We start from the raw sequence: 25,295 nt of genomic DNA, 5'->3' as shown, positions 1-25,295 counted from the left end.
GATTATGTTAAAACTTATACTAAATGAAGGGTAAATCGCAAATATTTCCTAAATGAATTTTTTCATTTATCTCTATTTTAAATGAATTCTTTGAATTCCAATAAGGTTTATTGATCATTGCTATGCCAATAACTTTTTTAAATGTTGGAGAATAAGTGGCCGATCTAACAAAGCCAATGATATTATTATTGTCATCAAAAAGAGTTTTTTCACAATACATATCAATTTGATCATGATCAATTTTAACTCCCATTAGTTTTCTTTTGACACCTTTATCTCTAATTTTTTTTAATCTATCTTTTCCCAAAAATTCTACTTCACTATCTAAATTAGTGTATTTTTCAAAATTTGCTTCAAGAGGATTGTCTCTATTATCAAAATCATTTCCATATGAAAGAAGTGCTCCTTCAATCCTTTCAATCAGATTTGGACATCCTGGTTTTACATTAAATTCCAAACCAGCTTCAAACAAATAATCATAAAGCTCTTTTCCTGCTTCAGCATTTTCAACATAAATTTCAAAACCACCTTGCTTTGACCATCCTGATCGAGCGATAAAATGTTTCATACCTTTAAATTCAAAATAATCAAAATTAAAAAATTTTAACTGAGATATTTTTTCTCCAAAAACTTTTGACATTAATTTATCTGAAAGAGGACCTTGAACAGCTAAAATATTTACATCAGGTTCTTTTATATCAACATCAAATTTATTACCTGAAGCAAGTCCTTTTGCAAAAAAAATAACATCAGAGTCAGCAATAGATAACCACCATCTATTTTCAGCTAATTTGTTAATAATAGGATCATTAACTAAATTTCCTTGTCCATCAATTATGGGAGCATAGTAACATTTACCAACCTTTGATTTTGAAAGATCTCTACATGTCATCAATTGAACTAACTGAGCGGAGTCTTTTCCTGATATCTCAACTTGCCTTTCAGCGGCAACATCCCAAACTTGAACAAATTCTTTTAAATGATGATAATCTGCCTCTACCGAAACAAATGAAGCAGGCAGTAACATATGATTGTATACAGTGTAAGAGCTTACCCCTTGTCTTTCTATTCTATCTGTATAAGGAGTACTTCTAAGTCTTCGAGATTTAGCTATTGGAAATTTTTTCATTTTTTTAAAAATTCTAGGATCTTCTCTCTCATTTCAAAAGCTTTTTCAATCATTATCATATGACCACAATCATCTATCACACAGGTAATTGAATTATTAATTAAATTCGCAAATTTTTTTCCTACCTCAAAATTAACCATTTTATCATCAGATCCAAAGACTAACATTGAGGGACAATCTATTTCCTTTGCTGCAATTGAACCATTTGAATAATTATTGCATGCAACAAGATCGACTGCTAAAATTTCACTTATGTCTCTAGGAGACTGAATTATTTTTTCGACTGGATTACCTCCTATGAATTTTTTAGAGTCTTTAAATCCCCATTTCATCATTAGTTTAACAGATTCTGAATCACCATTTTTTGCAAGATCTATAAGATCTTGATTAACTGGCATTCGATATGACCCTCCGATAAAAACTAACTTTTTAAGCCTATTTTTGTATTTATGAGCATATTCTAATATTTCTAAACATCCTTGGGAGTGGCCAATAAGTATTACTTTTTTTAAATCTAGTTTTTTAAGTACATTTTCTATCCAATCAGCAATTTTTTCAATTGTATCTAAACAAGGGCCGTCTGAATTACCATGACCAGGTAAATCAAGTGATAAAACATTAAAATTTTTATTTGAAAAAAATTGTTCAGCTAAAGACCACACAATATGCGAAAGACCACTTCCATGAAGAAATATTATAGTATCCTTTTTACTATCAATACCTTGCCCAGCATCTGATGCATGAACATTTTTATTTTCTATCTGAAATATCAAGTAATTACCTAGAATTGTTTTCTTAATTCAAATTTTTGAATTTTTCCTGTGGATGTCTTTGGTAACTCACAAAAAATTACTTGTTTAGGTACTTTGAAACCAGCCAAAGTTTCTTTACAAAAATCAATTAATTCTTTTTCGGTAGTAGGCTTATCAGTGACCATTTCAATAAAAGCACATGGTACTTCTCCCCATTTTTCATCAGGTTTAGCAACTACTGCTGCAATAGAAACGGATGGGTGTTTTGAGAGTGTATTTTCTATCTCAATTGAAGATATATTTTCACCTCCTGAAATAATTATATCTTTTGACCTATCTTGTATTTTAACGTACCCATCTGGATGCATAACTGCTAGGTCTCCTGAGTGAAACCAGCCACCAGCCATCGCTTTGTCAGTAGCTTCTTTGTCCTTAAAATATCCTTTCATAACAACGTTTCCTCTTATCATAATTTCACCGATGGTTTTGCCATCACTTGGAACTTCTTTCATAGTTTCAGGATCCATAACTGTTACACCTTCTGTATTTGGATATCTCACGCCTTGTCTTGCCTTAATTTCATTTTGTTTATCCTCATCATATGCATTCCACTCTTCATTCCATGCGCATTGAGTAACATGACCATAAGTTTCTGTTAAACCATAAACATGCATTACTTCAAATCCAAGATCTTTCATTTTTTTAAAAATTATACTTGGTGGAGGAGCCCCAGCGGTCAAAACATGAACTTTTTGTTTTAATTTTTTTCTATCACTCTCAGGTGCGCCCGTAATCATATTTAGTACGATCGGTGCTCCACCAAAATGCGTAACGTTATATTTGTCGATTAATTCAAAAATTTTTTTAACGTCTATATTCCTTAAACAAATAGTTCTTCCATTTAGCATTGCAATTGTCCAAGGATAACACCAACCATTACAATGAAACATTGGAACTATAGTTAGAAAATTTAATCTGTTGGGCATATTCCAAGCAACTGCACTACCTGTTGACATTAAATACGAGCCCCTATGATGATAAACAACTCCTTTAGGATTTCCTGTAGTTCCTGAAGTATAACTTAACGATATTGCCTGCCATTCATCATCTGGCATTTTATAAAGATAATTTTCATCACCAGTGTTCAAAAAACTTTCATACTCTAAATCACCTATTTTTTCTAATTTAGACTGATCCGCATGTTTATCATTTATATCTATTACAATAATTTTTTTGTCTAAAATCTTTAATGCTTTTTTTACTTCCACATGCAGTTGTCTATCTACGACTAAAACTTTTGCCTCACTATGTTCTAAAATATAAGCAATTGTATTAGCGTCTAATCTAATATTTATTGTATTCAATACACCACCAGTCATCGGAACTGAGTAATGTGCTTCAAAAATTTCTGGCGTATTAAAAGCTAAAAAAGAAACAGTATCTCCTTTTTTAATGCCAATTTTTTCCAAGGCACTAGCAAACTTAGTGGCTCTTTTACAAACTTCGCTCCAAGTATAACTTCTATCTTCATAAACTATAGCCTCATAATTAGGATAAACATCTTTAGCTCTCTCTAAAAATGTTAAAGGAGTAAGAGGCACATAATTTGCAGAATTTTTATCTAAGTTTGTATCGTAACTACTCATAACTAATTAAATTTGAAATTCATTATATTTGAACTTCCAGATATTGCAGTTTTATAGTGATGTTCAGCTCTGGGCAAAACCTTATCAAAAAAGAATTTTGCAGTATTGATTTTATCTTCATAGAAATCTTTGTTTGTATCATAATCATTAAAACTGACTTCTAAGATTTTAATCCAAGAATAAGCTAATGAAACAAAACCAAGCGTTTTTAGATAATCATTTGCTGCTGCACTAACATCATCTTTTTCTTCTTTGCTCTTATCATTAATCCAATCAGTAAATTTTGATAAAATATCTAAATAATAGTTTAATTCTTTTGTAAAGATTTTGACCTTTTCATTTTTACTTTCACACTCCATCTTAATCATATTTAAAAAATTACCAATTATGTTACCGTTTTTATTTGATAGTTTTCTAAATACCAAATCCGCTGCTTGAACTGAATTTGTTCCCTCATAAATTGGAGTAATTCTATTATCACGATATAGTTGTTCAATACCTTGATCTTTTGTAAAACCATATCCACCATGAATTTGCATCGCATCACTTGTAATTTCAGTCGCTAGGTCAGTAAATAAAGATTTCACTACTGGTGTCATTAACGAAACATAATCAGAAGCTTCTTGTTTAATTTTTTCATCTGGATGATTAAGGCTGACTTCTGTTTGCTGAGAGAGCCAAAAACATAAAGCTCTTTCACCTTCAATGATAGATTTCATATTTAATAGAGATCTTCTTATATCTGCATGCTCAATAATAAAGTCTGCACCATTAGTTGATTTTGAATTATTTGTCTTTCCTTGTTTTCTTTCTTTGGCATAACTAAGTGAATTTTGATATGCTATTTCTGAAATTCCTAATCCTTGAACTCCAACTATTATTCTTTCTAAGTTCATCATAGTAAACATTTGGCTTAGACCCTTATTTTTAGGTCCAATCATATAGCCCACAGCTTCATCAAAATTTAAAACGCATGTTGCAGAACCTTTAATTCCCATTTTGTGCTCCACAGATCCAGTGCTTACCCCATTTCTAGGTCCAATAGTGCCATCTTCATTTACTATAAATTTAGGAACAAGAAACAAACTAATCCCCTTAGTTCCAGGGGGTGAGTCCGAAGCTCTAGCAATAACTAAATGAATAATATTTTCGGTAAGATCTTGATCACCTGAAGTAATAAATATTTTTTGTCCACTAATCTTATAAGTACCATCAGATTGTTCTACTGCTTTTGTTTTTAACATTCCTAAATCTGTCCCACAGACTGGTTCCGTTAAACACATTGTTCCGCTCCATTTACCCTCAACCATTTTTGGAAGATATTTATCTTTCATGTCTTCGGCTGCATGTCTTAAAATACAATTGTAAGCACCTATAGTTAGTTCACTATAAAGTTTAAAAGAAAGAGAAGTTGCAGACAACATTTCATCAAAAAATGCGCTAACTGTTTTAGGCATGCCTTGTCCACCATATTTAGGATCACATGATAAAGATACCCATCCATCTTCAATATATTTGTTATATGCCTCTTTGTATCCTGGAGGAGTTCTAACAACTCCATTTTCTAATTTAGCTGGATTTTCATCTCCAGCTACTGCTAATGGTAATATAAGATTTTGATTTATTTTAGCTGCTTCCTCTAAAATATCTTTAACTAAATCTAGACTAACTTCGTTGTATTTTTCCAGTTCATTATAGTTCTTGTTATCTCTTAATTTTTCATAGAGAAATAACATGTCTTCTACTGGAGCAGTATAATTTGGCATTCCGGGACCTTAGAATAATTCTAGAATTATTGCAATTTTGAAATTATCGCATCACCCATCGCTGATGTAGATGTCTCTTTCATTCCTTCTGACAAAATATCTTTAGTTCTTAGACCTTCATTAAGTACTGCTTGAACGGCTTTTTCCAGACTATCAGCTTCGTTATCAAGGTCTAATGAGTATCTTAGTGCCATTGCAAAACTTAATATTGATGCAATTGGATTAGCAATTCCTTTACCGGCAATATCTGGTGCTGAACCATGAATAGGCTCATACATCGCTCTCATTTCTCCGTCCTTGTTTTTTGCACCTAAAGATGCAGAAGGTAACAGCCCTAAAGATCCCGTTAGCATTGAAGCTTGATCTGAAAGCATGTCACCAAACAAATTATCAGTTACAATAACATCAAATTGTTTTGGATTTCTTAAAAGCTGCATTGCGCAATTATCTGCAAGCATATGACTTAGCTCTACATCTTTATATTCTTTATCGTGAAGTTCTTGGACTTCTTCTTTCCAAAGTTGACCTGCTTCCATTACATTTGATTTTTCACATGAGGTTACTTTATTAGATCTTTTTTTTGCTAAATCAAAAGCAATTCTAGCTACTCTAGTAATCTCACTAGTCGTATAAGTATGTGTGTTTATTCCTTTTCTTTCACCATTGTCTATTGGTTTAATTCCCCTTGGTTCACCAAAATAAATTCCACCTGTCAGCTCTCTAACTATCATTATATCTAAGCCTGATACAATTTCAGGTTTGAGAGTTGATGCATCAACTAATTGTTCAAAACATATTGCTGGTCTTAAATTTGCGAATAATTTTAATTCTTTTCTAAGCTTTAATAGTGCTCTTTCAGGTTTTTTTGAAAATTCAATATCATCCCATTTGGGGCCTCCAACAGCTCCTAGCATTACCACTTCACTTTCAAGAGCTTTATAAAAAACCTCATCAGTAATCGGCGTTCCATGTTTGTCATACGAACAACCGCCAACAAGAGCCTCATCTATTTCAAAATCTAAAGATTTTTTATCATTAAACCAATTAATGATTTTTTTAACTTCATTAATAACCTCAGGACCTATTCCGTCACCTGGCAATAAAAGTATTTTTCTTTTTCTTACTTTAATCATTAAAAATCCATGGTTTCTTATTTTTTAAGTTTGATTCAAAATTTTCAATTTTATCTGATTTCTTTAAAGAAAGAGCAATATCATCAAGACCTTCTAATAAACATTTTTTTTTAAATGGATCTACTTGAAATTTAATTTCATTATTTCCATAAACTATTTTTTCTTCATTTAAATCAACAGAAATTTCTTCTTTTCTATTTGCGTATTCTGACAATTCTTTAATTTTTTCTTCCTCTAAAATAATAGGTAAAATTCCATTTTTAAAACAATTGCTAAAAAAAATGTCTGCGTAGCTAGAACTAATAACACAAGTTATTCCAAAATCTAATAATGCCCATGGCGCATGTTCTCTTGAAGAACCACATCCAAAATTTTTACCAGTAATTAAGATTTTTGAATCATTGTATGGACTTTGGTTTAATACAAAATCACTAATTTCTTTACCTTGGTTGTCATATCTCATTTCAAAAAATAAATTTTTTCCAAGCCCCGTTCTTTTGATAGTTTTTAAAAATTGTTTTGGAATAATCATATCTGTATCGATATTTACTATTGGTAAATACGCAGGTATGCCTTTTAATGAATTAAATTTTTTCATTTAATTTTGATACTTTCTAACATCGTCTAAGCTTCCAGAAATTGCTGCGGCAGCCGCCATTCCAGGACTTACTAGATGAGTTCTTCCGCCTCTACCTTGTCTACCTTCAAAATTTCTATTTGAAGTAGAAGCACATCTTTCCTCAGGTTTCAATTTGTCGGCGTTCATTGCTAAACACATTGAGCATCCAGGCTCTCTCCACTCAAATCCAGAGGCTAAAAATATTTTATCTAAACCTTCTTGTTCTGCTTGTTCTTTAACTAATCCAGAACCTGGAACAACCATTGCATTTACATGTGATGATATTTTTTTATCTTTTAAAATTTTAGCAGCTTCTCTTAGGTCTTCTATTCTTCCATTTGTACAACTTCCTATAAATACTTTATCAATTTTAATATCTTTAGCTGCCATATCAGGTTTTAAACCCATATATTTTAAAGCTCTCTCGATAGAATTTTTTTTATCTTCGTCGTTTTCGCTCTGTGGATTAGGAACCTTACCATCGATTGTAATCACATCTTGAGGAGAAGTTCCCCAAGTAATCATTGGTAAAATTTCATTGGCGTTTAAGTTTATTTCTTGATCAAAGCTTGCATCAGTGTCAGTTTTAAGAGTATTCCAATAGCCAACAGCCTTTTCCCAATTATCTCCTTTTGGTGACATTGGTTTTCCTTTTAAATAATCAAATATCTTTTCATCAGGTGCTATTAACCCTGCCCTTGCACCACCTTCAATTGTCATATTGCAAATTGTCATTCTTTGTTCAACACTTAAAGACCTTATTAAATCACCTGAATATTCTATTACAGAACCTGTTCCTCCGGCTGTTCCTATTTTACCAATAATTTGAAGAATTACGTCTTTGGATGTAACTCCAAGAGGTAATTGACCATTAACATTTATTCTAAAATTTTTTGCTTTTTTTTGAACTAATGTTTGTGTAGCTAAAACATGTTCAACCTCAGATGTACCAATACCGAATGCTAAAGAACCAAAAGCACCATGTGTTGCTGTATGACTGTCTCCACAAACAATCACTGTTCCTGGTTGTGTGAAACCTTGCTCAGGTCCTATGATATGTACTATCCCTTGCCTTTTATCATCCATTCCAAAAAGTTGAATACCAAATTCTTTACAGTTAGCCTCTAAAGTATCTACTTGTATTTTTGACTCTTCATCAGCTATTCCTTTTGTTCTATTTGTTGTGGGTACATTGTGATCAGCTACAGCTAAAGTTAAATTAGGTCTTCTTACTTTTCTGTTTGTATTTCTTAAACCTTCAAAAGCTTGTGGACTAGTTACTTCATGCACTAAATGCCTATCAACAAAAAGTAATGCTGTTCCATCATCTTGTTGATCTACTAAGTGATCATTCCAAATTTTATCGTAAAGAGTAGTGGACATTGAAAAAAAATTATTTTTTTTCTGAAGTGCTTTCTGATTGTTGTTCTTCTTTAGTAGCTTCTGCTGCTGGAGCTTCTGCTGTTGGTGCTGCTTCTACTGCTGGAGCTACATTCTCCTCTGTGACAGTTTCTGGTTTTACGTCAACATCAATCCCGATTTTTTTTCTAATCTTTTCTGCAATTCTTGCTGATTTACCTGTTCTATCCCTTAAGTAATATAATTTAGCTCTTCTAACTTTACCTGATCTAATAACTTTAATTGAATCTATTAATGTTCCATATAAAGGAAAAGTTCTCTCAACACCTTCCCCAAAAGAAATTTTTCTGACCGTAAAAGAAGAGTTTAAATCTCTACTTTTTTTAGCAATACAAACACCTTCAAAATATTGAATTCTTTCTTTTTTACCCTCTGTTATTCTAACTCCAACTTTTACAACATCCCCTGGATAAAAATCTGGAATTTTTTTCTCAGAAAGTATTTTCTTAACATTGTGCTGATTTATTTCTTCAATTGTTTTCATAGCTATATTTATCAAATTAATTCTTCTTATATTTTTCCCATAAATCTGGTCTTCGGACGCGTGTTATAGCCTCAGATTGAGATAAACGCCAGTCTTTAATTTTGCTGTGATCACCTGATAATAGGACCTCTGGCACAGCTTTTTCCTCCCAAATTTGAGGTTTTGTGTACTGTGGATACTCTAATAACCCGTTTTCAAAACTTTCATCAACCTTAGAATTTTCATTACCCAAAATGCCAGGCAAAAGTCTAAGTACACTATCTATTACAACAAATGCAGCTGTTTCACCGCCTGACAAAACATAATCTCCAATACTTATCTCTTCAATATTTCTAGTAGCAAGCACTCTTTCATCAACTCCCTCAAAATGCCCACAAATTAGAGATATTGATTTTTCATCAGACAATTCTCGAGCATAATTTTGATCAAACTTTTTACCTCTTGGTGATAAATAAATTATTCTTCCACCTTTAATTTCATTTTGATCTAGTGATTTTGCTAAGACATCAGGTTTTAAAAGCATACCAGAACCACCGCCGTAAGGAGTATCATCAACCGTTTTATGTTTATCCTCAGCTGCGTCTCTAATGTTTACAATATTCAAGTTCCACAATTTTTTAGATAAAGCTTTTCCATAAAGTCCTTTTGATAAAGGTCCAGGAAAAACTTCTGGGTAAAGTGTAAATACTTGAGCTTGCCACATAAATAAAGTTTAAATTATTTTTGTTCCTCTTTAGGAGCTTCTGCTGCTGGTGCTGCTGCTGGTGCTGGTGCTGCTTCTGCTGCTGGTGCTGCTTCTGCTGTTGGTGCTGCTTCTGCTGCTGGTGCTGCTTCTGCTGCTGGAGCTTCTTCTTTAGGAGCTTCTGCTGCTGAAGCTTCTGTTTTTGGAGCAGCTGCTGGTGCTTCTTCACCTTCTTTTTTTCTTTCTTTTTTTGGAACTGCTTTTTTTGGATTGTTACCATTAGCAGGCATAGGCATTAATTCATTTTCACCTAGAATTCTTGCAACTCTTGTAGTTGGTTGAGCACCTTGACCTAACCAATACTTTATTCTTTCAGCCTCAAGACCTACTCTTTCTTTTTTATCTTTAGGCAAAAGTGGGTTAAAGAAGCCTACTTTCTCTATGAATCTTCCGTCTCTTGCAAACCGACTGTCTGCTACAACTACTTTGTAAACAGGACGTTTTTTTGTTCCCCCTCTTGATAATCTTAATTTTAACATTTGTTCTCCTTTATATTATTTTAATTGGTTAAATAGCTCTGGCGGTATTCCTTTGTCAGACATACCTTTCAGATTTCCTTTTGACATCTTTTTCATCATTTCAGACATCATTTTAAATTGCTTAAGCAATTTATTGATAGTGGCTGGATCTGTGCCAGAGCCATTAGCAATTCTTTTTTTTCTAGAACCTCCTATAATTTTTGGGTTCTCTCTCTCTTTTTTAGTCATTGATAAAATTATAGCTTCATTTTTTGTAATAATACTTTCATCAATTCCTGCTGAGTCCATTTGAGATTTCATCTTAGAAACTCCTGGCATAAAAGACATTATACCCTCGATACCACCCATTTTTTTCATTTGTCTAAGCTGTGTTAAATAATCTTGCATAGAAAATTGACCTTTTTTTAAATTCTCCTCTGCTTTTTTTATGTTTTCTTCACCTAGATCTTGAGCAGCTTTTTCAACAAGAGACACTATATCTCCCATTCCAAGAATTCTATTTGCTATTCTATCTGGGTGAAACACTTCAAGATTATCTATTTTCTCTCCAATACCTAAAAATTTTATTGGAACATTTGAAACATATTTCATACTTACAGCTGCTCCACCTCTTGCATCACCATCTGCTCTAGTCAAAATTATTCCAGAAAGACTAACTGTATTTTTAAATTCTTTTGCAACTGCTGCTGCCACTTGTCCTGTTAGCGAGTCAGCAACTAAAAACGTTTCTGTGGGTTTTATAACGCTTTCAATTTGTTTTATTTCACTCATCATTTGTAGATCAATTTGAGTTCTGCCAGCTGTATCAAATAAAATTATTTCAGCTCCATTAAGATTTGCTGCACTTATTGCTCTTTGACAAATGTCGGTTGGTTGTTGACCTTCTATTATAGGAAGAGTTAAAATATTATTTTGTTCTCCAAGTGATCTAAGCTGTTCTTGTGCGGCTGGTCTGTAAATATCAAGACTAACCATCATTACTTTTTTCTTTTTATTTGTTTCTAAATATTTTGCTAATTTAGCAGTAGTTGTTGTTTTTCCTGATCCTTGAAGCCCGACAAGCATCATAGGTACAGGTGGTACCGCATTAAGGTTTATTTCATTATTAGTTTCACCTAATAAATTTACCAACTCGTCATAGACAATTTTAACAACCATATCTCCAGGAGAAGTTGATCTAATGATTTCTTGTCCTAGAACCTTTGGTTTTACATTCTCAATAAATTCTTTAGCCACCTCAAGAGTAACATCGGCCTCCAACAAAGCCTGTCTAATACTTCTCAAACCCTCATCTACTTGTGCCTCATTAAGTGAAGGAGCCTTTTTTAAAGAAGAAAAAATTTCTTCGAATTTATTTGTTAAATTTTCAAACATATTTATTACGCACAGCAGTAATCGCACTAGTGGGCGAAGCCTCGCTGACTAGTGTCGATCTCTTTGTTTCCAAAGACACCGCAAAGTTAATGTTTTTGCGGAAACGACGACAACCTATAATAGAGGTTCAAAAAGTCAATAAATAAGTTAAATATCTATATATGGATATTAAAGCTTTTAAAATGGACGGTTTAGGTAATGATTTTGTGATCATAGACCAAAGAAGTCAAAATTATAATCTAAGTAAAGATCAAATAATTAAAATATGTGGTCGAGATTTCATTGGATGTGATCAGTTAATTTTCATTAAAAATAGTGGCAAAAAAGATGCTGAATTAGAATTTTACAATTCAGATGGTAGTATTTCTGGTGCTTGTGGGAATGGCACAAGATGTGTTGCTGAATTGTTGTCAAAAGAAAGCGATGATAAAGAAATTATACTTTGGACATCTTCTGGAACACTTAAATCAAAAATTTTAGGCAATAATTTAGTAGAAACTGAAATTGGTGTTGCAAAAACTAACTGGGATGAAATTCCGCTTAAAAAAGATTTAAACACAAAAAATTTGAATATTAAAATTATTAGTAAAAATAATAATGAGCATATTGGGGGAACTTCAATTAATGTTGGAAACCCTCATGTTGTTTTTTTTATAGATGATATCGAAGATTATGATTTAAAAAAAATTGGTCCTGAAATAGAAAATCACAATTATTTTCCAGAAAAATGTAATGTAACTCTTGCAAAAGTTATTAATAGAAATTTGATTAAAGTGAAAGTTTGGGAGAGAGGAGCAGGACTTACAAAAGCTTGTGGTACTGCAGCGTGTGCTACAGTTGTAGCTGCAAATATAAATGGATTAACAGATAAACAAGCTGATGTTGAATTTGCATTGGGCAAACTAACAATTTCTATTGATAAAGATAATAGTATCCATATGAAAGGGCCAGTCTCAGACATTAAAAATATTGAGATTAAAATTTAATGGGAATTTTTGATAACTTCAAATCTGGTTTTAAAAAAAGTGCATCAGCTTTTACATCCGGTTTAAGAGATATAGTTGTAAAAAAAGAAATTGATGACAAAACTTTAGATAGAATAGAAGAGTATTTAATTCAATCTGATGTTGGTGTTGTTGCAGCATCCGAAATTAAAGAAATAATTACAGATAGTAAAATTGATCCAAACAAAGATATTGCTGACGAAATTAGGACTATCTTAAAAGATTATATAATTTCATTGATGAAACCTCTTGAAAATAATAATTTTTTTAACAAGAAAGAAAAAATTTCTGCCACATTAATTTCAGGTGTAAATGGCGTAGGAAAAACTACGACTATTGGAAAAATCAGCAAAATATTAAAAGCAAATGGGAATAAAGTTATGCTTGCTGCATCGGATACTTTTAGAGCCGCAGCTATCGAACAATTAGAAAATTGGGCAAACAAAGTAGATGTTGAAATAACAAAATCTTCACAAGGTGCAGACCCTGCTTCAGTTGCTTTTAAAGCTATAGAGGAAGCAATTGCTAATAATTTTGATCAAGTTTTAATTGATACAGCAGGACGATTGCAAAATAAAAAAAATTTAATGGAGGAATATAAAAAAATTGCGAATGTTACAAAAAAAATGGACCCTGAGGCACCTCATGATGTAATTTTAGTTTTAGATGCAACTTCCGGCCAAAATGTGATTAATCAAGTTGAAGAGTTTAATAAAATTATTCCAATTACTGGTCTCATAATGACAAAATTAGATGGCACAGCAAAAGGAGGAATTCTTTTGGCTGTTGCTAAAAAATTTAAACTTCCAATTATAGCTTTAGGTTTAGGAGAAAAAGAAGATGATCTTCAAATTTTCGAGGCTGAAAAATTTGCTGAAGCATTTACACAAATTACTTAATCAAAGTGCTTGAAATTAAAGGTTTATAGAAGCTACACTTGTAATTATCATTAAAATTGTTGTGACCACAACTTTTAGCAATAGACGAAATTATAAAATTAAATTTTCCATTTTTTGGATAAAGTTCTAATTTTTTTTTACTAATATCAAACTTAAAGTTTTTATTTAAACTTTTTACTGCACTAATCATTACCAATGTCCTATTATCCTCTAAAAGATAATAGGCAAAATCATCAGGAAAAACTGGAAAACTATATTCTTTTAAAAAATATTTTGCTCTAGCCGGAAACCATTCGTAAGAAATTAAAGGAGAAGAGCTTTTTGTTTTATAATCATATATAAATAAGTCTTTAGGAAAATCATTTATATAGTTACTATTTTCACCTCTTGCTAAAATTGCTTTTTCTCTTGATTTAAAATACAAAGCGAAATTTTCATCATGTGAATTCATTTGGTCGATATGAAATAAATTATCAACCATAAGTTTATTATCTTGAGCAAATAGAGAATTTTTAAACAAAAATAAAATAACTGAAATTAAAAGTAATTTTTTCACACTTAAACATTAAAAAAGATTTTGTGTTATATTTGTTTAGAATGTGGCTTAATTTAAACTCTTAAAAAATACCTTTAAAGCTAATACAAGCTTTTCATCATATTCCATCATATGATCATCAAATTTTGTGAAATAAGAATATTTAGGTTCATTAGCTATTTCAAAAATTCTTTTACCCATCCAAAAAGGTACTATCTGATCAGCTTCACCATGCATTACTAGTACTGGAATATTTATGTTTTTAATTTTATTTTGATTATCATATTTATCTTTCAATAAAAGAGACACTGGAATATATGGATAAAAATTTTTTGCTGCATCAATCATTGAGGTAAAGGGTGTCTCAAGAACTAAACCCGCAAAGTTACTATTTTGAGCTATCTCTGTTGCAACTCCAGAGCCAAGTGACTCTCCATAAATCACAATATCTTTTTCAGTTAAGCCTAATTTCTTAAGCCATATAATTGCACTTTTAGCATCATTATAAAGCCCTTTTTCAGTAGGTTTTCCTGAATTACCACTAAAACCTCTCCAGGCTATTATTAAAAAATTAACATCCATATCTTTAAAATGATTTAATTTATAAATTCTATTTTTAAGATTCCCCGCATTGCCATGAAAATAAACAATTGTTTTAAAGTTCTTCAGATCTTTTTTATGAAACCAACCTAGTAAATCTATATCGTCTGAAGTTTTGATCTTAACTTTTTCTATTTCTACTTCCAACTTATCGCCAAAATAATTATTTTCTTGGGGGTGATACATTAAACTTCGCTGAAAAATAAAAAGTAAAATTAATACAGAAGCGTAAATAACAATAATTCCAATAATTAATTCCAAAAAAAAGTTCCTACGTTTTAGTTTCATAATTTTTTTTAGCTAGATAAACACCAATGAACACTAATACTGTACCTATATAATGAAAGGTTTCTAGTTTTTCATCAAAAAATATAAAACCATAAATTGCAGCGTAAATTGTAAAAACGTAAAGGGTGAAACCGGTTAATGATGCTCCGAGACTTTTTTGTGCTTGAGTATAAAGAGTAAAAGCAATTATTCCCGGAGATATTGCTGCAAAAACAACCCATAAAAAAAACTGTAAATTAAATGAAGTTCTCTGAACAACTACTTCTTCAATTATGTAAAAAGGAAGCAAACTAATTGCTCCAAAAAAAGCCACTAATGTAAATCTTTGAAATATCGGTAGCTCTGATTTCCAGTAAAATAGATATATTGAATAAAGAGCCCAACCAATAGCAGCAGCCAACATCCATAAATCACCAATAGTAAAATTCAGATTTAATAATAAATTTAAGTCACCTTTTATAATGATTGCAAAAACACCTATCAAACATGATATCAATCCAATAATTTTCATAAAATTAATTTTTTCATTAAAAAATATTGCTGAAATTAAAATGATGAATATAGGTGAAGAGGTATAAATAATTCCCATGTTTGTAACTGTTGTTGTTTCTCCTGCTAAAAATGGAAATGCACCACACACACCACAACCCATAGAACCTAAGAAGAATAATTTTTTAAATTCTTTTTTAATTATCTTAAAATTATTTATCAGAAGTGAAAAAGTAAAAGGCAGAAGTATTAAAACAACGACAGCCCACCTCCAGAAAGCTAATGAGATAGGAGGCACATATTCAACTCCTCCTCTAGCAACTATTAAATTAGATGCCATAAATATAGGTTGAATAAGTAAAAGTGAAAAAGCTAAAAAATTATTTTTTTTATTAAGCAACTTTTTATCAATTAAGAACTATTTTCTGTCAAAGAAAGCTTCATAGACCATCATAAAGATTGCAATAGCCATTAATATATAAACAGGCAATACATCAAAGAAACCTATCATTGAAGATCTAGTTAAAGTTGTTGCTAAACCAATTAGAAAAGATGCTGCAAGTATAGTGCCTAATAATGTTGTAAATTTTTGCATTTTATTTATTACATTCCTTTTCTAGCCAATTAGCAACACCTAAAAATCTATGATCATCGTAACGGGCTCCAACAAGTTGTACTCCTAAAGGCATATTATTTTCGCCTTGAAGCAGTGGTAAAGAAATACAAGGAGTGCCAAGATACGACCAAACCTTATTAAATTCTGCCGTGCCAGTACTTTTTAAACCTTTTGGGGCAACACCTGGACTAGAAGGTGTTAAAACACCGTGATAATCTTCGAATACTTCTTCATAAGAATCGTAGCTTCTTTTCATAAAATCTATTGCTTCAGCATAATCTTTAGCGGAATGTTTATTTCCTTTTACAATTGCATCCTGCATATACTTAGATAATTTTTTTTTATATTTTTTATAATAGAGACCAAAATTATTTGCTAAATCCGTTTCATGAATTATTTGATGATATTTATGGATATCTTTAAAATAAGATGGTGTATCAAAAACTTCTATATTCTTTTTAAATGATTTTATGAAATATTCAAAAGCGTCTCTAGATTTTTTTTCTATCAACTTCCAATTATCAGTTTTATAAAAAATAAATTTTGGTTCAAACAATGGTCCTTTTTTAGTTTCAATCAACATATCTTCACTTGAATAATGAATTGTGGCTTTATCCTGATTATCTTTTTTGATTAGAACTTTTGCAAGCAAGGCAACATCTTCTACTGATCTTCCAAAAACTCCTATGTGATCTAATTTTTCAGACGTTTTTAAAACACCATTTCTAGAAATTAATCCATATGTTGGTTTATATCCAACAACGCCACAATAAGATGCAGGTCTAATAACTGAGCCTCCAGTTTGAGAACCAATTGATAATGGTGCCATAAAAGATGCAACAGAAGCTGCAGATCCACTCGATGAACCTCCGGGAGTTCTAGTGTAATCATGAGGATTGGTAGTTTTTGAAGGGCCTAAAAAAGCAAGCTCTGACGTTGCTGTTTTACCCATAACAATTGCCCCCGCTGATAAAAGTAAATCTATTATTTCAGCATTTTGAGAATAAGATTTACCTTTTCTAATTGGTGTACCACACTCTGTTGGCATATCTATTGTGCCGATTATATCTTTTAGAGCTATAGGTATTCCATGCAATGGACCTGTTGGTTTTCCAGCTCTTCTATGATCGTCTGCCTCTTGTGCTTTTTCTAATAAAAGCTTTTTATCGAAGTAAACCCAAGCTTTTACATCTTTTTCAAACTTATTTATTCTTTCAATATACTTTTCACAAATTTCTACAGAAGTAAGTTGAGCATCTTTAATCTTAGATACAATTTCTTCAACTTTTAACGAAAATATGTCTGTCATTTTTAATCAGCAAATAATGTTTCTGGTAGCCATAAAGCTATACCTGGAAACATATACATTAAAAACATTGCAAAAATTACAATTCCTAAAAATGGCATAATTCCTCTAAATATTTCCATCAACTCAACATTAGTTTTTTGCACACCTTTTAAGTAATAGGCTGACATAGCCATCGGTGGAGTTAAAAAAGATGTCTGTAAATTTAGAGCAATTAACATTGCGAAAAAATATGGATTTACATTAAATACTTCTAATAGAGGTAAAAATATTGGAACAAAGATAATTAAAATCTCAGTCCATTCTAGTGGCCAACCTAAAAGAAAAATTATTATTTGAGTGATAACCAAAAATTGCCAAGTTGTAATATTAATTGAAGTAAAAAAATGTTCAAATACTTCGTGACCACCTAAATAAGAAAACACAGATGAGAATGTCCAAGATCCAATAAATAACCACATAATCATTGCGGTAGTTTTAGCAGTTAAAAAAACTGACTCTTTAAAATTTTGCCACTTAAGTGTTTTATAAAACCAAGACAAAAGTATTGCGCCAAAAGCCCCTGCTGCTGCTGCTTCTGCAGGTGTAGCAATTCCAGCTAAAATAGTACCTAAAACCAACATTATTAACCCAAATAATGGAACAAATGAAACTAATACTTCCTTCAAAATTTCTGATCTTGGTGGAATATCTTCTGCAGGCGGCCTAGGAGCTAGTGATGGATTTAACCATGCCCTTGTAACAGCATAAGCTATATAAAGACCTGCCAACATAAGGCCTGGAAAAATTGCTGCAGCAAATAATCTTAATGGAGATAATTGTGCGATTACTGAATAAACAATTAACATAATACTCGGTGGAATTAAGATGCCTAAACATCCACCAGCACAAATTATTCCTGAAGCAAACTTTTTATCATAACCAGCTTTAACCATTGCTGGCCATGCAAGTAGCCCCATTAAGGTAACTACCGCGCCAATAATTCCTGTTGCTGTTGAAAATAATGTACACGTAATTAATGCAGCAACTGCCATTGATGCTGGAAGTCTGTGAGCTGCTAATCTTATTGCAAAGAATAATTTTGCAACTATTCCGGCTCTTTCAACAAGATAACCCATAAATAAAAATAGAGGTACCGCTGTGAGCACGTTGTTATCCATTACCGTGTAAGTGTTTTGAACAAATAATTGGAAAATTCTATTATCAAATATGTGCTCCATCATGGTAGCATCGTAATAAGCGTAATAACCAAAACCAATTCCCATTGCCATTAAAGTAAAAGCAATCGGGAATCCTAAAAGCACAGCAAACAGGAATATTCCCATCATTAAAATTGCTACTTCTGGATTGGTTAGACTAATTAACATTGTTTTTATCCTCATCTTGAGCTGCTCTCATCAGTACTTGCTCAGTTTCTTCTGCAACAACCATCCTTGCTGGCCATTGACCTTCTTGAATACATATTATTGATCTGCACACTTCACTAATGCCTTGAATAATTAATAAAGTACCTGCAGCTGGTATCATGGATTTAACCATGTAAATTTGAATTTGTGCTGGGCTACTCCAGCTAGTTTCTTTGATTTTCCATGCAAGCGCCGCGTACTCGTATCCATAAAATGCTAAAGCAACAACACCTGGGAAAAAAAATATGAAATAAAGAACTAGATCTATCCATGCTTGGGTTCTTTGACTAAACAACCTATAAATAACATCACCCCTTACATGAGCTTCTGTTGCTAAACAATATGCACCAGACATCATAAGAATTGCACCATACATTTGCATGCTAAAATCAAAATTCCACAAAGTTGGCTTATTAAAAGCATAAGCCATAACTACTTCATAAACTGTTCCTCCCATCAAAATTACAATACACCACGAAAAAGCTTTTCCCATCGAGGTGCTTAATGTATCTGAAAATTTAATGAAAGATTTCATCATAGGAAAGTATATTAAGTTAAGCTAAAAAAAAAGGGGGTTTTCAACCCCCTTTTCTAAATATTTAAAAGTTAATTAAATTTTAACTTTTGCAATTGGACCAAACTCATTTTCATAAGCTAATTTGTAGTTCGGTTGATTCATCAACAGATACTTCATAGTTCTCTTAGCGTATGCTTTTTGCGAGTCTACTACCTTCTTAAAGAAAGCATCTTTACCTGAGAACTCAGCAATGATTTTATCCCAACCTTTTAATTGTTCTGCTAGGATAGCATCAGATGTTTGGTAAACATTTACCTTATGCTCATTCATCAATTTACCTAAGTCAGTAGAATATCTAACTAGTGCCTTAAAGTAGTTATCTGAGTTTGCGGCATAAGCAGCATTTTTCAAGATAGCTTGATGTTTAGGATCAAGGCTGTTTAGTCTCTTAGTATTCATAGGAATTTCAAACATTTCCTGAGATTGGTGGAAACTTCCTAAGTGATAATGTTTAGAGACGTCTTGCATTCCAAACTGTGAGTCTGATGTTGGGTTGTTAAACTCTGCAGCATCAATCAAACCAGTTTTCATAGCCGGCTGGATTTCACCACCAGGTAATTGTCTTACGACCATTCCCATAGCAGTTAAAACGTTAGTCGCTAGACCAACAGTTCTATACTTCATGCCTTTAACATCAGATACTTTTGTTACATTCTTTTTAAACCAACCAAATGGTTGTGCTGGCATCGGCATATGGAAGAAACCAGTATAGTTAAATCCTACACTTTTAACTGCTTCTTCGTATAATGCTCTTCCTCCACCATACTCCATCCATCCCATAACTTCTTGAGATGACATTCCGTATGAAGGACCAGTTCCAAAAAGTGAAGCTGCAGCATTCTTACCGTACCAATATGCAGTCACCCAGTGACCCATATCAACTACACCTGAACTTACTGCTTGTCCAATTTCTGAAGTTTTTACAATTGCTCCAACAGGTTGAAGATCAATTTTTAATTCTCCTCCTGACATGTCGCTAACCATTTTTGCGTAGTCTCCTGCCATTTCAAAAAAGATGTTTGCGCCTGAAGGCCAAGCTGCTTGCATCTTTAAAGTTAATGGAGCACCAAAAGCCACATTTGGCATTGCTACAGCTGTTGCTGCTGCTGCACCTGTTGCTGCTGCTGCTTTAAAGAACTTACGTCTTGAAGGTGTTTTTGCACCTTTTAATGATTTTTTACTTTTAATCATTTGTTCTCTCCTCTTTAATAGTTAATTAACTTCGAGAATAAAACATAGATTTTAAATAGAGTCCCTCTAAAAAGTTGGTCACATTGACCACATATAAACTTTTATACAATTTAGGGTTGAAATAAACTATCTGTTTACTTTATTTTTACAATTTCCAGTTTTAAAAAACTCATCAATATTATCTATTGCTAGATTGGCCATTGCTGTTCGAGTTTCTTTAGTTGCGCTACCTAAATGTGGAAGAATAAATGCACTTTTGTGTTTCAAATATCCAGGATTTAAATTTGGCTCATTTTTATAAACATCTAACCCAACTGCATAAACTTTTCTCCTATTGAGAGCGTCAATTAATGCTTCATCTTCAATTATATCGCCTCTTGCGACGTTCGTTACTACTGCACCTTTAGGTAGATATTCAATAGTATCCTTATTAATCATATCAACAGTTTCCTTAGAAGCTGGACAACAAACTGATAGAACATCCGACACGGAAAGAAGATCTTTCAAATTGTCATGATAAGTTGCACCATCTTCTTTATCCGCACTAAGCTTAGATCGATTGTGATAATGAATTACCATTCCTAAAGATTTTGCAACTTTTGCAATTTTTTGACCAATTCTACCCATACCTAGTATTCCAAGTCTCGCGCCAGTTAATTGTTTTCCTATTAAGTAATCTGCTGACCATTTCCATCCACCTTCTTTTGCACTATCAATTCCCTCTGCAGCTCTTCTACAAGCACCCAATATTAATAATACACCAATCTCTGCTGTAGCATCAGTAAGCACATCTGGAGTATTTGTTACTGCAATACCTCTATTTTTTGCTGCCTCTAAATCTATATTTCCAAATCCAACCGCAAAATTCGAAATGATCTTAATAGTGTCTGGAAGTTTTTTAATTGTATCGCTGTCTAATTTGTCTGTTAAAGATGACAATATTCCATCCTGACCTGCGCTTAACTCAATTAATTTTTTTTGAGAATATAATTCATCATTTAAATTAAAATTAGCCTCAAATGTTTCTTTGGCTTTATCTTCACAAGTTCTTAATAATTTTCTAGTTATTAGAATTTTTTTCATAAATTTAAGATTAATTTAAATCAAAAATCTTACCTGGATTCATGATGTTGTTAGCATCCAAGGTTCGTTTTATAGATTTCATAACAGGGATATTATCTGCATGTTGTTCTAGTAAATATTTTTTTTTATGAAGTCCAACTCCATGTTCACCCGTAATAGTTCCATTTAATTCTAGCCCTTTCTTAATCAACAAATCATTAAATTCTCTTATTTTATCGTACATCTCTTTTTTTGCTGGATCGTAAGGTAAAATTACATGAAAGTTACCATCACCTAAATGACCTACCATTGGAGCTCTAAGCCCAAATTTTTCAGCTTGTTCTTCCGCAAAATTCACACATTCTGTTATATTTGAAATAGGAACACATATATCTGTCGAATAAACTCTTCCATTTTTAATCAGAGCTTTAACGGAATAATATACGTCCCATCTCGCTTTCCAAAGTTTATTTCTTTCCTCTAAATCTTTAGCCCACTTGAACGAACTTCCACGATTATCTTTTGAAATTTCTTCTACAATTTTAATATTCTCTTGATTTGAAAGTTCTGAACCATGAAATTCAAAAAATAATGTTGGTACTTCTTCAACACCTTTTAAGTTTGAATAATTAATACTTATACCCATTTGTTCCTTATTAAGCATCTCAATCCTTGCTATTGGAACACCATATTGAATAACTTGTTGAGCAGTTTGAACAGCATTTTCTAAAGTTGGAAAATGACATACTGCAGCCATTATACTTTCTGGTATAGGAGATAATCTTAATTGAACTTCAGTAATTATACCCAATGTACCTTCTGAACCAATAAATAAATTTGTAAGATTATAACCTGCAGAGGTTTTTTTAGTCCTAGTTCCAGTATTTATAATATCACCATTTGCAAGTACAACTGTAAGTCCACTTATGACTGTTTTCATAGTGCCATACTTAACTGCCATGGTTCCTGAGGCAGAAGTTGCTGCCATACCTCCAAGCGCTGCATTTGCTCCAGGATCTATTGGGAAAAAAACTCCGTCTTCTCTCAAATAATCATTTAATTGTTCTCTTGTTACACATGCTTGTACCCTACAATCAAAATCTTCTACGTGTACACTTAAAATTTTGTTCATCTTTTCTAAACTAATAGTGATCCCTTTATCATTACCAACAACATTTCCCTCAAGTGAGGTTCCAGTACCAAATGGTACTACCGGAATTTTATTTTCATTACATAAACTTAATATCTTTGAAACTTCCTCGTTACTTTCTGGGAAAACTACTGCCTTAGATAAAATTGGGTCATAGGTATCTTCTCCTCGCGCATAAGTAGTTCTAGTTGACTCAGAAGTTGAGATTCTTTCATGAAGTAATTTTTTTAACTCTAATTGAACCTGTTCATTCATAATTTTTTAATATTAATAAATATAATTAAAAAATACAGCTTATTTAGAAAGCATCTTGCCTATATTTTCTAAGGCCTGCTGTATGTTTTCTCTAGATGCAGCAAAACTAAATCTTACATAATCTTGGCAAGTTTTACCAAATGCTGTTCCTGGAACTATAGCAACTCCAGCTTCATGCATAGCTTTTTTACAAAATTCAGCACCAGTCATACCTGTACCTTTTACTTTTGGAAATGCATAAAAAGCACCACCTGGTAAGCTACACTCTATGCCGGGTAGGTCATTTAAGCCTTTATGAATTAAATTTCTTCTTAAGGTGAATTTATCTAACATATCATTAATAGAGTCATCTGGACCATCTAGTGCTGCTATTCCTGCAAATTGTGCAGCTGCATTTACGCAAGATACGCTATTAATTAATAATTTATTTACATGTGCAACCATTTCTTTAGGCCAATAACTCCATCCTAATCTCCAACCAGTCATTGAGTAAGCTTTACTCCATCCTTCTAAAACTATTAACCTATCCTTTAATGCTTCATAATGAAAAAATGATGGCATTTCTTTATAATCAAAAATTTGTCTACTATAAATTTCATCACTTAAAATAGTAACATGTGGATGTTTTTCTAATTCTTTTGCAAAATAATCTACTACAGGTTTCTCAACAAAACTTCCTGTTGGATTGTTTGGGTTAATTAAAATTAACAATCTAGTTTTATCAGTAATAAGAGATAATATTTTGTCTGGATCAAACTTAAGATCTTTATCTTCAGTAAGATCATATGGAACCGGTGTTGAGCCAGTATAATTAATCATTGATTCATAAATTGGAAAAGCTGGCGTAGGATGAATTATTTCAGCACCTGGCTCTCCAAAACATTGAATTGCATAACTCATAGTTGGTTTTCCACCTGGCATAATTAAAATTCTTTCAGCGTCAATATCAGCGTTATATCTTTTTTTAATCCATCTTGTTACTGCTTGCCTACATTCAGGAATACCATTAGACATTACATACCCGTGATGTCCATCATCTAACGCTTTTTTTGCTGCTTCAACAACATGTTTGGGTGTTTTGAAGTCTGGTTGACCAAGACCCAAATGTATCATTGGATTACCTTTGGCCTCTAATGCTTTTGCTTCAGCTAATACACTAAACGCAGACTCTGTTCCTAAGTTTTCTAAATTTTTAGCTAATTTCATTTTAGTGTACCTCCTTTACTTTCTATAAATTAATTTTGAACTGTTTAATTCTTTTAAATTTTTACAGCCCATCAATACCATATTTCTATTAATTTCATCATGCATGTTTTGCAATAAATGTTCAACTCCTTGCTGCCCTCCTGCGGCCAAAGAGAACAGAAACATTTTACCAAAACTACATGCTGTAGCACCAGCAGCTAAGGCCTTTAAAACATGGGTCCCTCTCCTAACCCCTCCATCTAATATTATTTCCAATTTATCTCCCACAGCATCAGAAATAGCTTTTACTTGATCAAAAGGTGATCTAGATCCATCAAGTTGTCTTCCACCATGATTTGATATCATTATTGCTGTACACCCAATATCTATTGCTTTTTTTGCATCCTCAACTGACATCACACCTTTTAAAGCAAAAGGTCCATTCCATTTTTTTGCACAATACTCTGCATCTTTCCAGCCCATTGCAGGATCATATTGCTCATTTATGTATTCAATTACGGACTTTGCAATATTAGTTCCTTTATCTGTCTTTTTTTTAACATTAGATAATTCAAATTTTTTTCCGGTTAAATAATTAAAAACCCATTTTGGTCGCATAGCAAAGCTCATTAAGCTCTGAAGTGTAAGTTTTGGTGGAGTAGTAAATCCTGTTCTATGATCTTTTTCTCTATTACCTGCAACTAAAGTATCTACTGTTAAACACATAGCATCAAAACCAGATCTTCTAGATCTATCAATTAAATCGTCAGAAATTGATCTATCTTTATGAACATAAAGTTGAAATAATTTTGGACCACTAGAAATATTTGAAACCTCCTCAATAGTATTATTTCCCATAGATGACATACTATAAAATGTATTAAACTTTTCTGCAGCTCTTGCTGATGCTTGGTCTCCATCTGGATGATAAAGTCTTTGCATGGCTGCAGGCGAAAGAAAAATTGGCATATCTATTTTTCTTCCAAATAAAGTTGTAGATAAATCAGGTTTTCCAACACTAGCCAAAATATTTGGAACTAAATCACAGTCATTAAATGAGTCTGTATTTCTTCTTAATGTCGACTCGTCATCTGCACCACCATCAATATAATGAAAAATTGGAGAAGGTAATTTTTTTTTAGCTAATTTTCTAAAATCGCTAAAATTGTGACAATCTTTTAAATTCATT

25 protein-coding genes are annotated in these 25,295 nt (G+C 32.3%); 2 read left to right on the top strand and 23 right to left on the bottom strand.

The genetic code is table 11. The annotated features are described in order from the left end of the window. Window positions 1-19: 19 nt before the first annotated feature. The 11 genes from PB7211_RS01685 to ffh are packed head-to-tail and all read right to left on the bottom strand — an operon-like array spanning window position 20 to window position 11,543. Window positions 20-1,129: a dimethylsulfoniopropionate demethylase gene (locus tag PB7211_RS01685; protein WP_008545132.1), complete on the bottom strand. Its 1,110-nt coding sequence runs from the start codon at window positions 1,127-1,129 to the stop codon at window positions 20-22. After that, window positions 1,126-1,902, bottom strand: a complete 777-nt coding sequence (locus tag PB7211_RS01680; protein ID WP_008544714.1) for an alpha/beta fold hydrolase — start codon at window positions 1,900-1,902, stop codon at window positions 1,126-1,128. The genes PB7211_RS01685 and PB7211_RS01680 overlap by 4 nt, the downstream gene beginning before the upstream one ends. Before the next feature lie 8 nt (window positions 1,903-1,910). After that, window positions 1,911-3,527, bottom strand: a complete 1,617-nt coding sequence (locus PB7211_RS01675; RefSeq protein ID WP_008544814.1) for an acyl-CoA synthetase — start codon at window positions 3,525-3,527, stop codon at window positions 1,911-1,913. A 2-nt stretch (window positions 3,528-3,529) separates the two neighbouring features. Then, on the bottom strand, window positions 3,530-5,293 hold the full coding sequence (locus PB7211_RS01670) for an acyl-CoA dehydrogenase family protein (RefSeq protein ID WP_008544379.1): 1,764 nt from the start codon (window positions 5,291-5,293) through the stop codon (window positions 3,530-3,532). A gap of 26 nt (window positions 5,294-5,319) precedes the next feature. Next, window positions 5,320-6,426 (bottom strand): 3-isopropylmalate dehydrogenase, encoded by a 1,107-nt coding sequence (gene leuB / locus PB7211_RS01665; protein WP_008545023.1) that lies wholly within the window; start codon window positions 6,424-6,426, stop codon window positions 5,320-5,322. Further along, window positions 6,419-7,024 carry a 3-isopropylmalate dehydratase small subunit gene (gene leuD, locus PB7211_RS01660; RefSeq protein ID WP_034398784.1) on the bottom strand — a complete coding sequence of 202 codons (606 nt, stop codon included), beginning with the start codon at window positions 7,022-7,024 and terminating at the stop codon, window positions 6,419-6,421. Before leuD ends, leuB begins: the two co-directional genes overlap by 8 nt. Continuing rightward, on the bottom strand, window positions 7,025-8,428 hold the full coding sequence (gene leuC / locus PB7211_RS01655; protein WP_008545194.1) for a 3-isopropylmalate dehydratase large subunit: 1,404 nt from the start codon (window positions 8,426-8,428) through the stop codon (window positions 7,025-7,027). Between the two features lie 10 nt (window positions 8,429-8,438). Then, window positions 8,439-8,948: a 50S ribosomal protein L19 gene (gene rplS / locus PB7211_RS01650; RefSeq protein WP_008545216.1), complete on the bottom strand. Its 510-nt coding sequence runs from the start codon at window positions 8,946-8,948 to the stop codon at window positions 8,439-8,441. A 16-nt stretch (window positions 8,949-8,964) separates the two neighbouring features. Beyond that, window positions 8,965-9,651, bottom strand: coding sequence for a tRNA (guanosine(37)-N1)-methyltransferase TrmD (gene trmD, locus PB7211_RS01645; RefSeq protein ID WP_008544483.1), 687 nt, complete (start codon window positions 9,649-9,651; stop codon window positions 8,965-8,967). A 14-nt stretch (window positions 9,652-9,665) separates the two neighbouring features. Then, a complete protein-coding gene (gene rpsP / locus PB7211_RS08095) occupies window positions 9,666-10,169 on the bottom strand; it encodes a 30S ribosomal protein S16 (protein WP_008544480.1) in 504 nt (167 codons plus the stop codon). A gap of 15 nt (window positions 10,170-10,184) precedes the next feature. Further along, entirely contained in the window at window positions 10,185-11,543 is a 1,359-nt protein-coding gene (gene ffh / locus PB7211_RS01635) for a signal recognition particle protein (protein WP_008544281.1), read from the bottom strand. A 161-nt stretch (window positions 11,544-11,704) separates the two neighbouring features. Here ffh and dapF point away from each other — a divergent pair, with 161 nt between their 5' ends. Continuing rightward, the gene (dapF, locus tag PB7211_RS01630; protein WP_008545610.1) at window positions 11,705-12,529 is read left to right on the top strand and encodes a diaminopimelate epimerase; all 825 of its coding nucleotides are present in this window, start codon (window positions 11,705-11,707) and stop codon (window positions 12,527-12,529) included. Next, window positions 12,529-13,446, top strand: coding sequence for a signal recognition particle-docking protein FtsY (gene ftsY / locus PB7211_RS01625; protein WP_008545590.1), 918 nt, complete (start codon window positions 12,529-12,531; stop codon window positions 13,444-13,446). The genes dapF and ftsY overlap by 1 nt, the downstream gene beginning before the upstream one ends. Here the strand turns inward: ftsY and PB7211_RS01620 are convergent. The 12 genes from PB7211_RS01620 to PB7211_RS01565 form a co-directional block, all read right to left on the bottom strand. Further along, on the bottom strand, window positions 13,439-14,002 hold the full coding sequence (locus PB7211_RS01620) for a hypothetical protein (RefSeq protein ID WP_034398779.1): 564 nt from the start codon (window positions 14,000-14,002) through the stop codon (window positions 13,439-13,441). The genes ftsY and PB7211_RS01620 overlap by 8 nt on opposite strands. Window positions 14,003-14,050: 48 nt before the next feature. Continuing rightward, window positions 14,051-14,767, bottom strand: a complete 717-nt coding sequence (locus PB7211_RS01615; RefSeq protein WP_232208815.1) for an alpha/beta hydrolase — start codon at window positions 14,765-14,767, stop codon at window positions 14,051-14,053. Between the two features lie 85 nt (window positions 14,768-14,852). Beyond that, window positions 14,853-15,758, bottom strand: coding sequence for a DMT family transporter (locus PB7211_RS01610; RefSeq protein WP_008545746.1), 906 nt, complete (start codon window positions 15,756-15,758; stop codon window positions 14,853-14,855). Window positions 15,759-15,776: 18 nt separating this feature from the next. Continuing rightward, complete coding sequence (locus PB7211_RS08005) at window positions 15,777-15,953, bottom strand: hypothetical protein (RefSeq protein WP_008544338.1); 177 nt, start codon at window positions 15,951-15,953, stop codon at window positions 15,777-15,779. Window position 15,954: 1 nt separating this feature from the next. Further along, window positions 15,955-17,283, bottom strand: coding sequence for an amidase (locus PB7211_RS01600; protein WP_008544427.1), 1,329 nt, complete (start codon window positions 17,281-17,283; stop codon window positions 15,955-15,957). A gap of 2 nt (window positions 17,284-17,285) precedes the next feature. Beyond that, complete coding sequence (locus PB7211_RS01595; protein ID WP_008544547.1) at window positions 17,286-18,647, bottom strand: TRAP transporter large permease; 1,362 nt, start codon at window positions 18,645-18,647, stop codon at window positions 17,286-17,288. Further along, entirely contained in the window at window positions 18,637-19,224 is a 588-nt protein-coding gene (locus PB7211_RS01590; RefSeq protein ID WP_008544615.1) for a TRAP transporter small permease subunit, read from the bottom strand. The genes PB7211_RS01595 and PB7211_RS01590 overlap by 11 nt, the downstream gene beginning before the upstream one ends. Before the next feature lie 72 nt (window positions 19,225-19,296). After that, the gene (locus PB7211_RS01585; RefSeq protein ID WP_008544429.1) at window positions 19,297-20,454 is read right to left on the bottom strand and encodes a TRAP transporter substrate-binding protein; all 1,158 of its coding nucleotides are present in this window, start codon (window positions 20,452-20,454) and stop codon (window positions 19,297-19,299) included. Window positions 20,455-20,580: 126 nt separating this feature from the next. Beyond that, complete coding sequence (locus tag PB7211_RS01580) at window positions 20,581-21,537, bottom strand: 2-hydroxyacid dehydrogenase (protein ID WP_008544775.1); 957 nt, start codon at window positions 21,535-21,537, stop codon at window positions 20,581-20,583. Window positions 21,538-21,547: 10 nt separating this feature from the next. Then, window positions 21,548-22,921 carry an FAD-binding oxidoreductase gene (locus PB7211_RS01575; protein ID WP_008545703.1) on the bottom strand — a complete coding sequence of 458 codons (1,374 nt, stop codon included), beginning with the start codon at window positions 22,919-22,921 and terminating at the stop codon, window positions 21,548-21,550. Window positions 22,922-22,960: 39 nt separating this feature from the next. After that, complete coding sequence (locus PB7211_RS01570; protein WP_008545159.1) at window positions 22,961-24,127, bottom strand: pyridoxal phosphate-dependent aminotransferase; 1,167 nt, start codon at window positions 24,125-24,127, stop codon at window positions 22,961-22,963. A gap of 15 nt (window positions 24,128-24,142) precedes the next feature. Further along, window positions 24,143-25,294: an alpha-hydroxy acid oxidase gene (locus tag PB7211_RS01565; protein ID WP_008545395.1), complete on the bottom strand. Its 1,152-nt coding sequence runs from the start codon at window positions 25,292-25,294 to the stop codon at window positions 24,143-24,145. Window position 25,295: the final 1 nt, after the last annotated feature.

The sequence above is a fragment of the Candidatus Pelagibacter sp. HTCC7211 genome (genome assembly GCF_000155895.1).
Lineage (GTDB): Bacteria > Pseudomonadota > Alphaproteobacteria > Pelagibacterales > Pelagibacteraceae > Pelagibacter.
The sequence above is the reverse complement of the archived record's forward strand: the minus strand, read 5'-3'. Positions and strand labels throughout refer to the sequence as shown.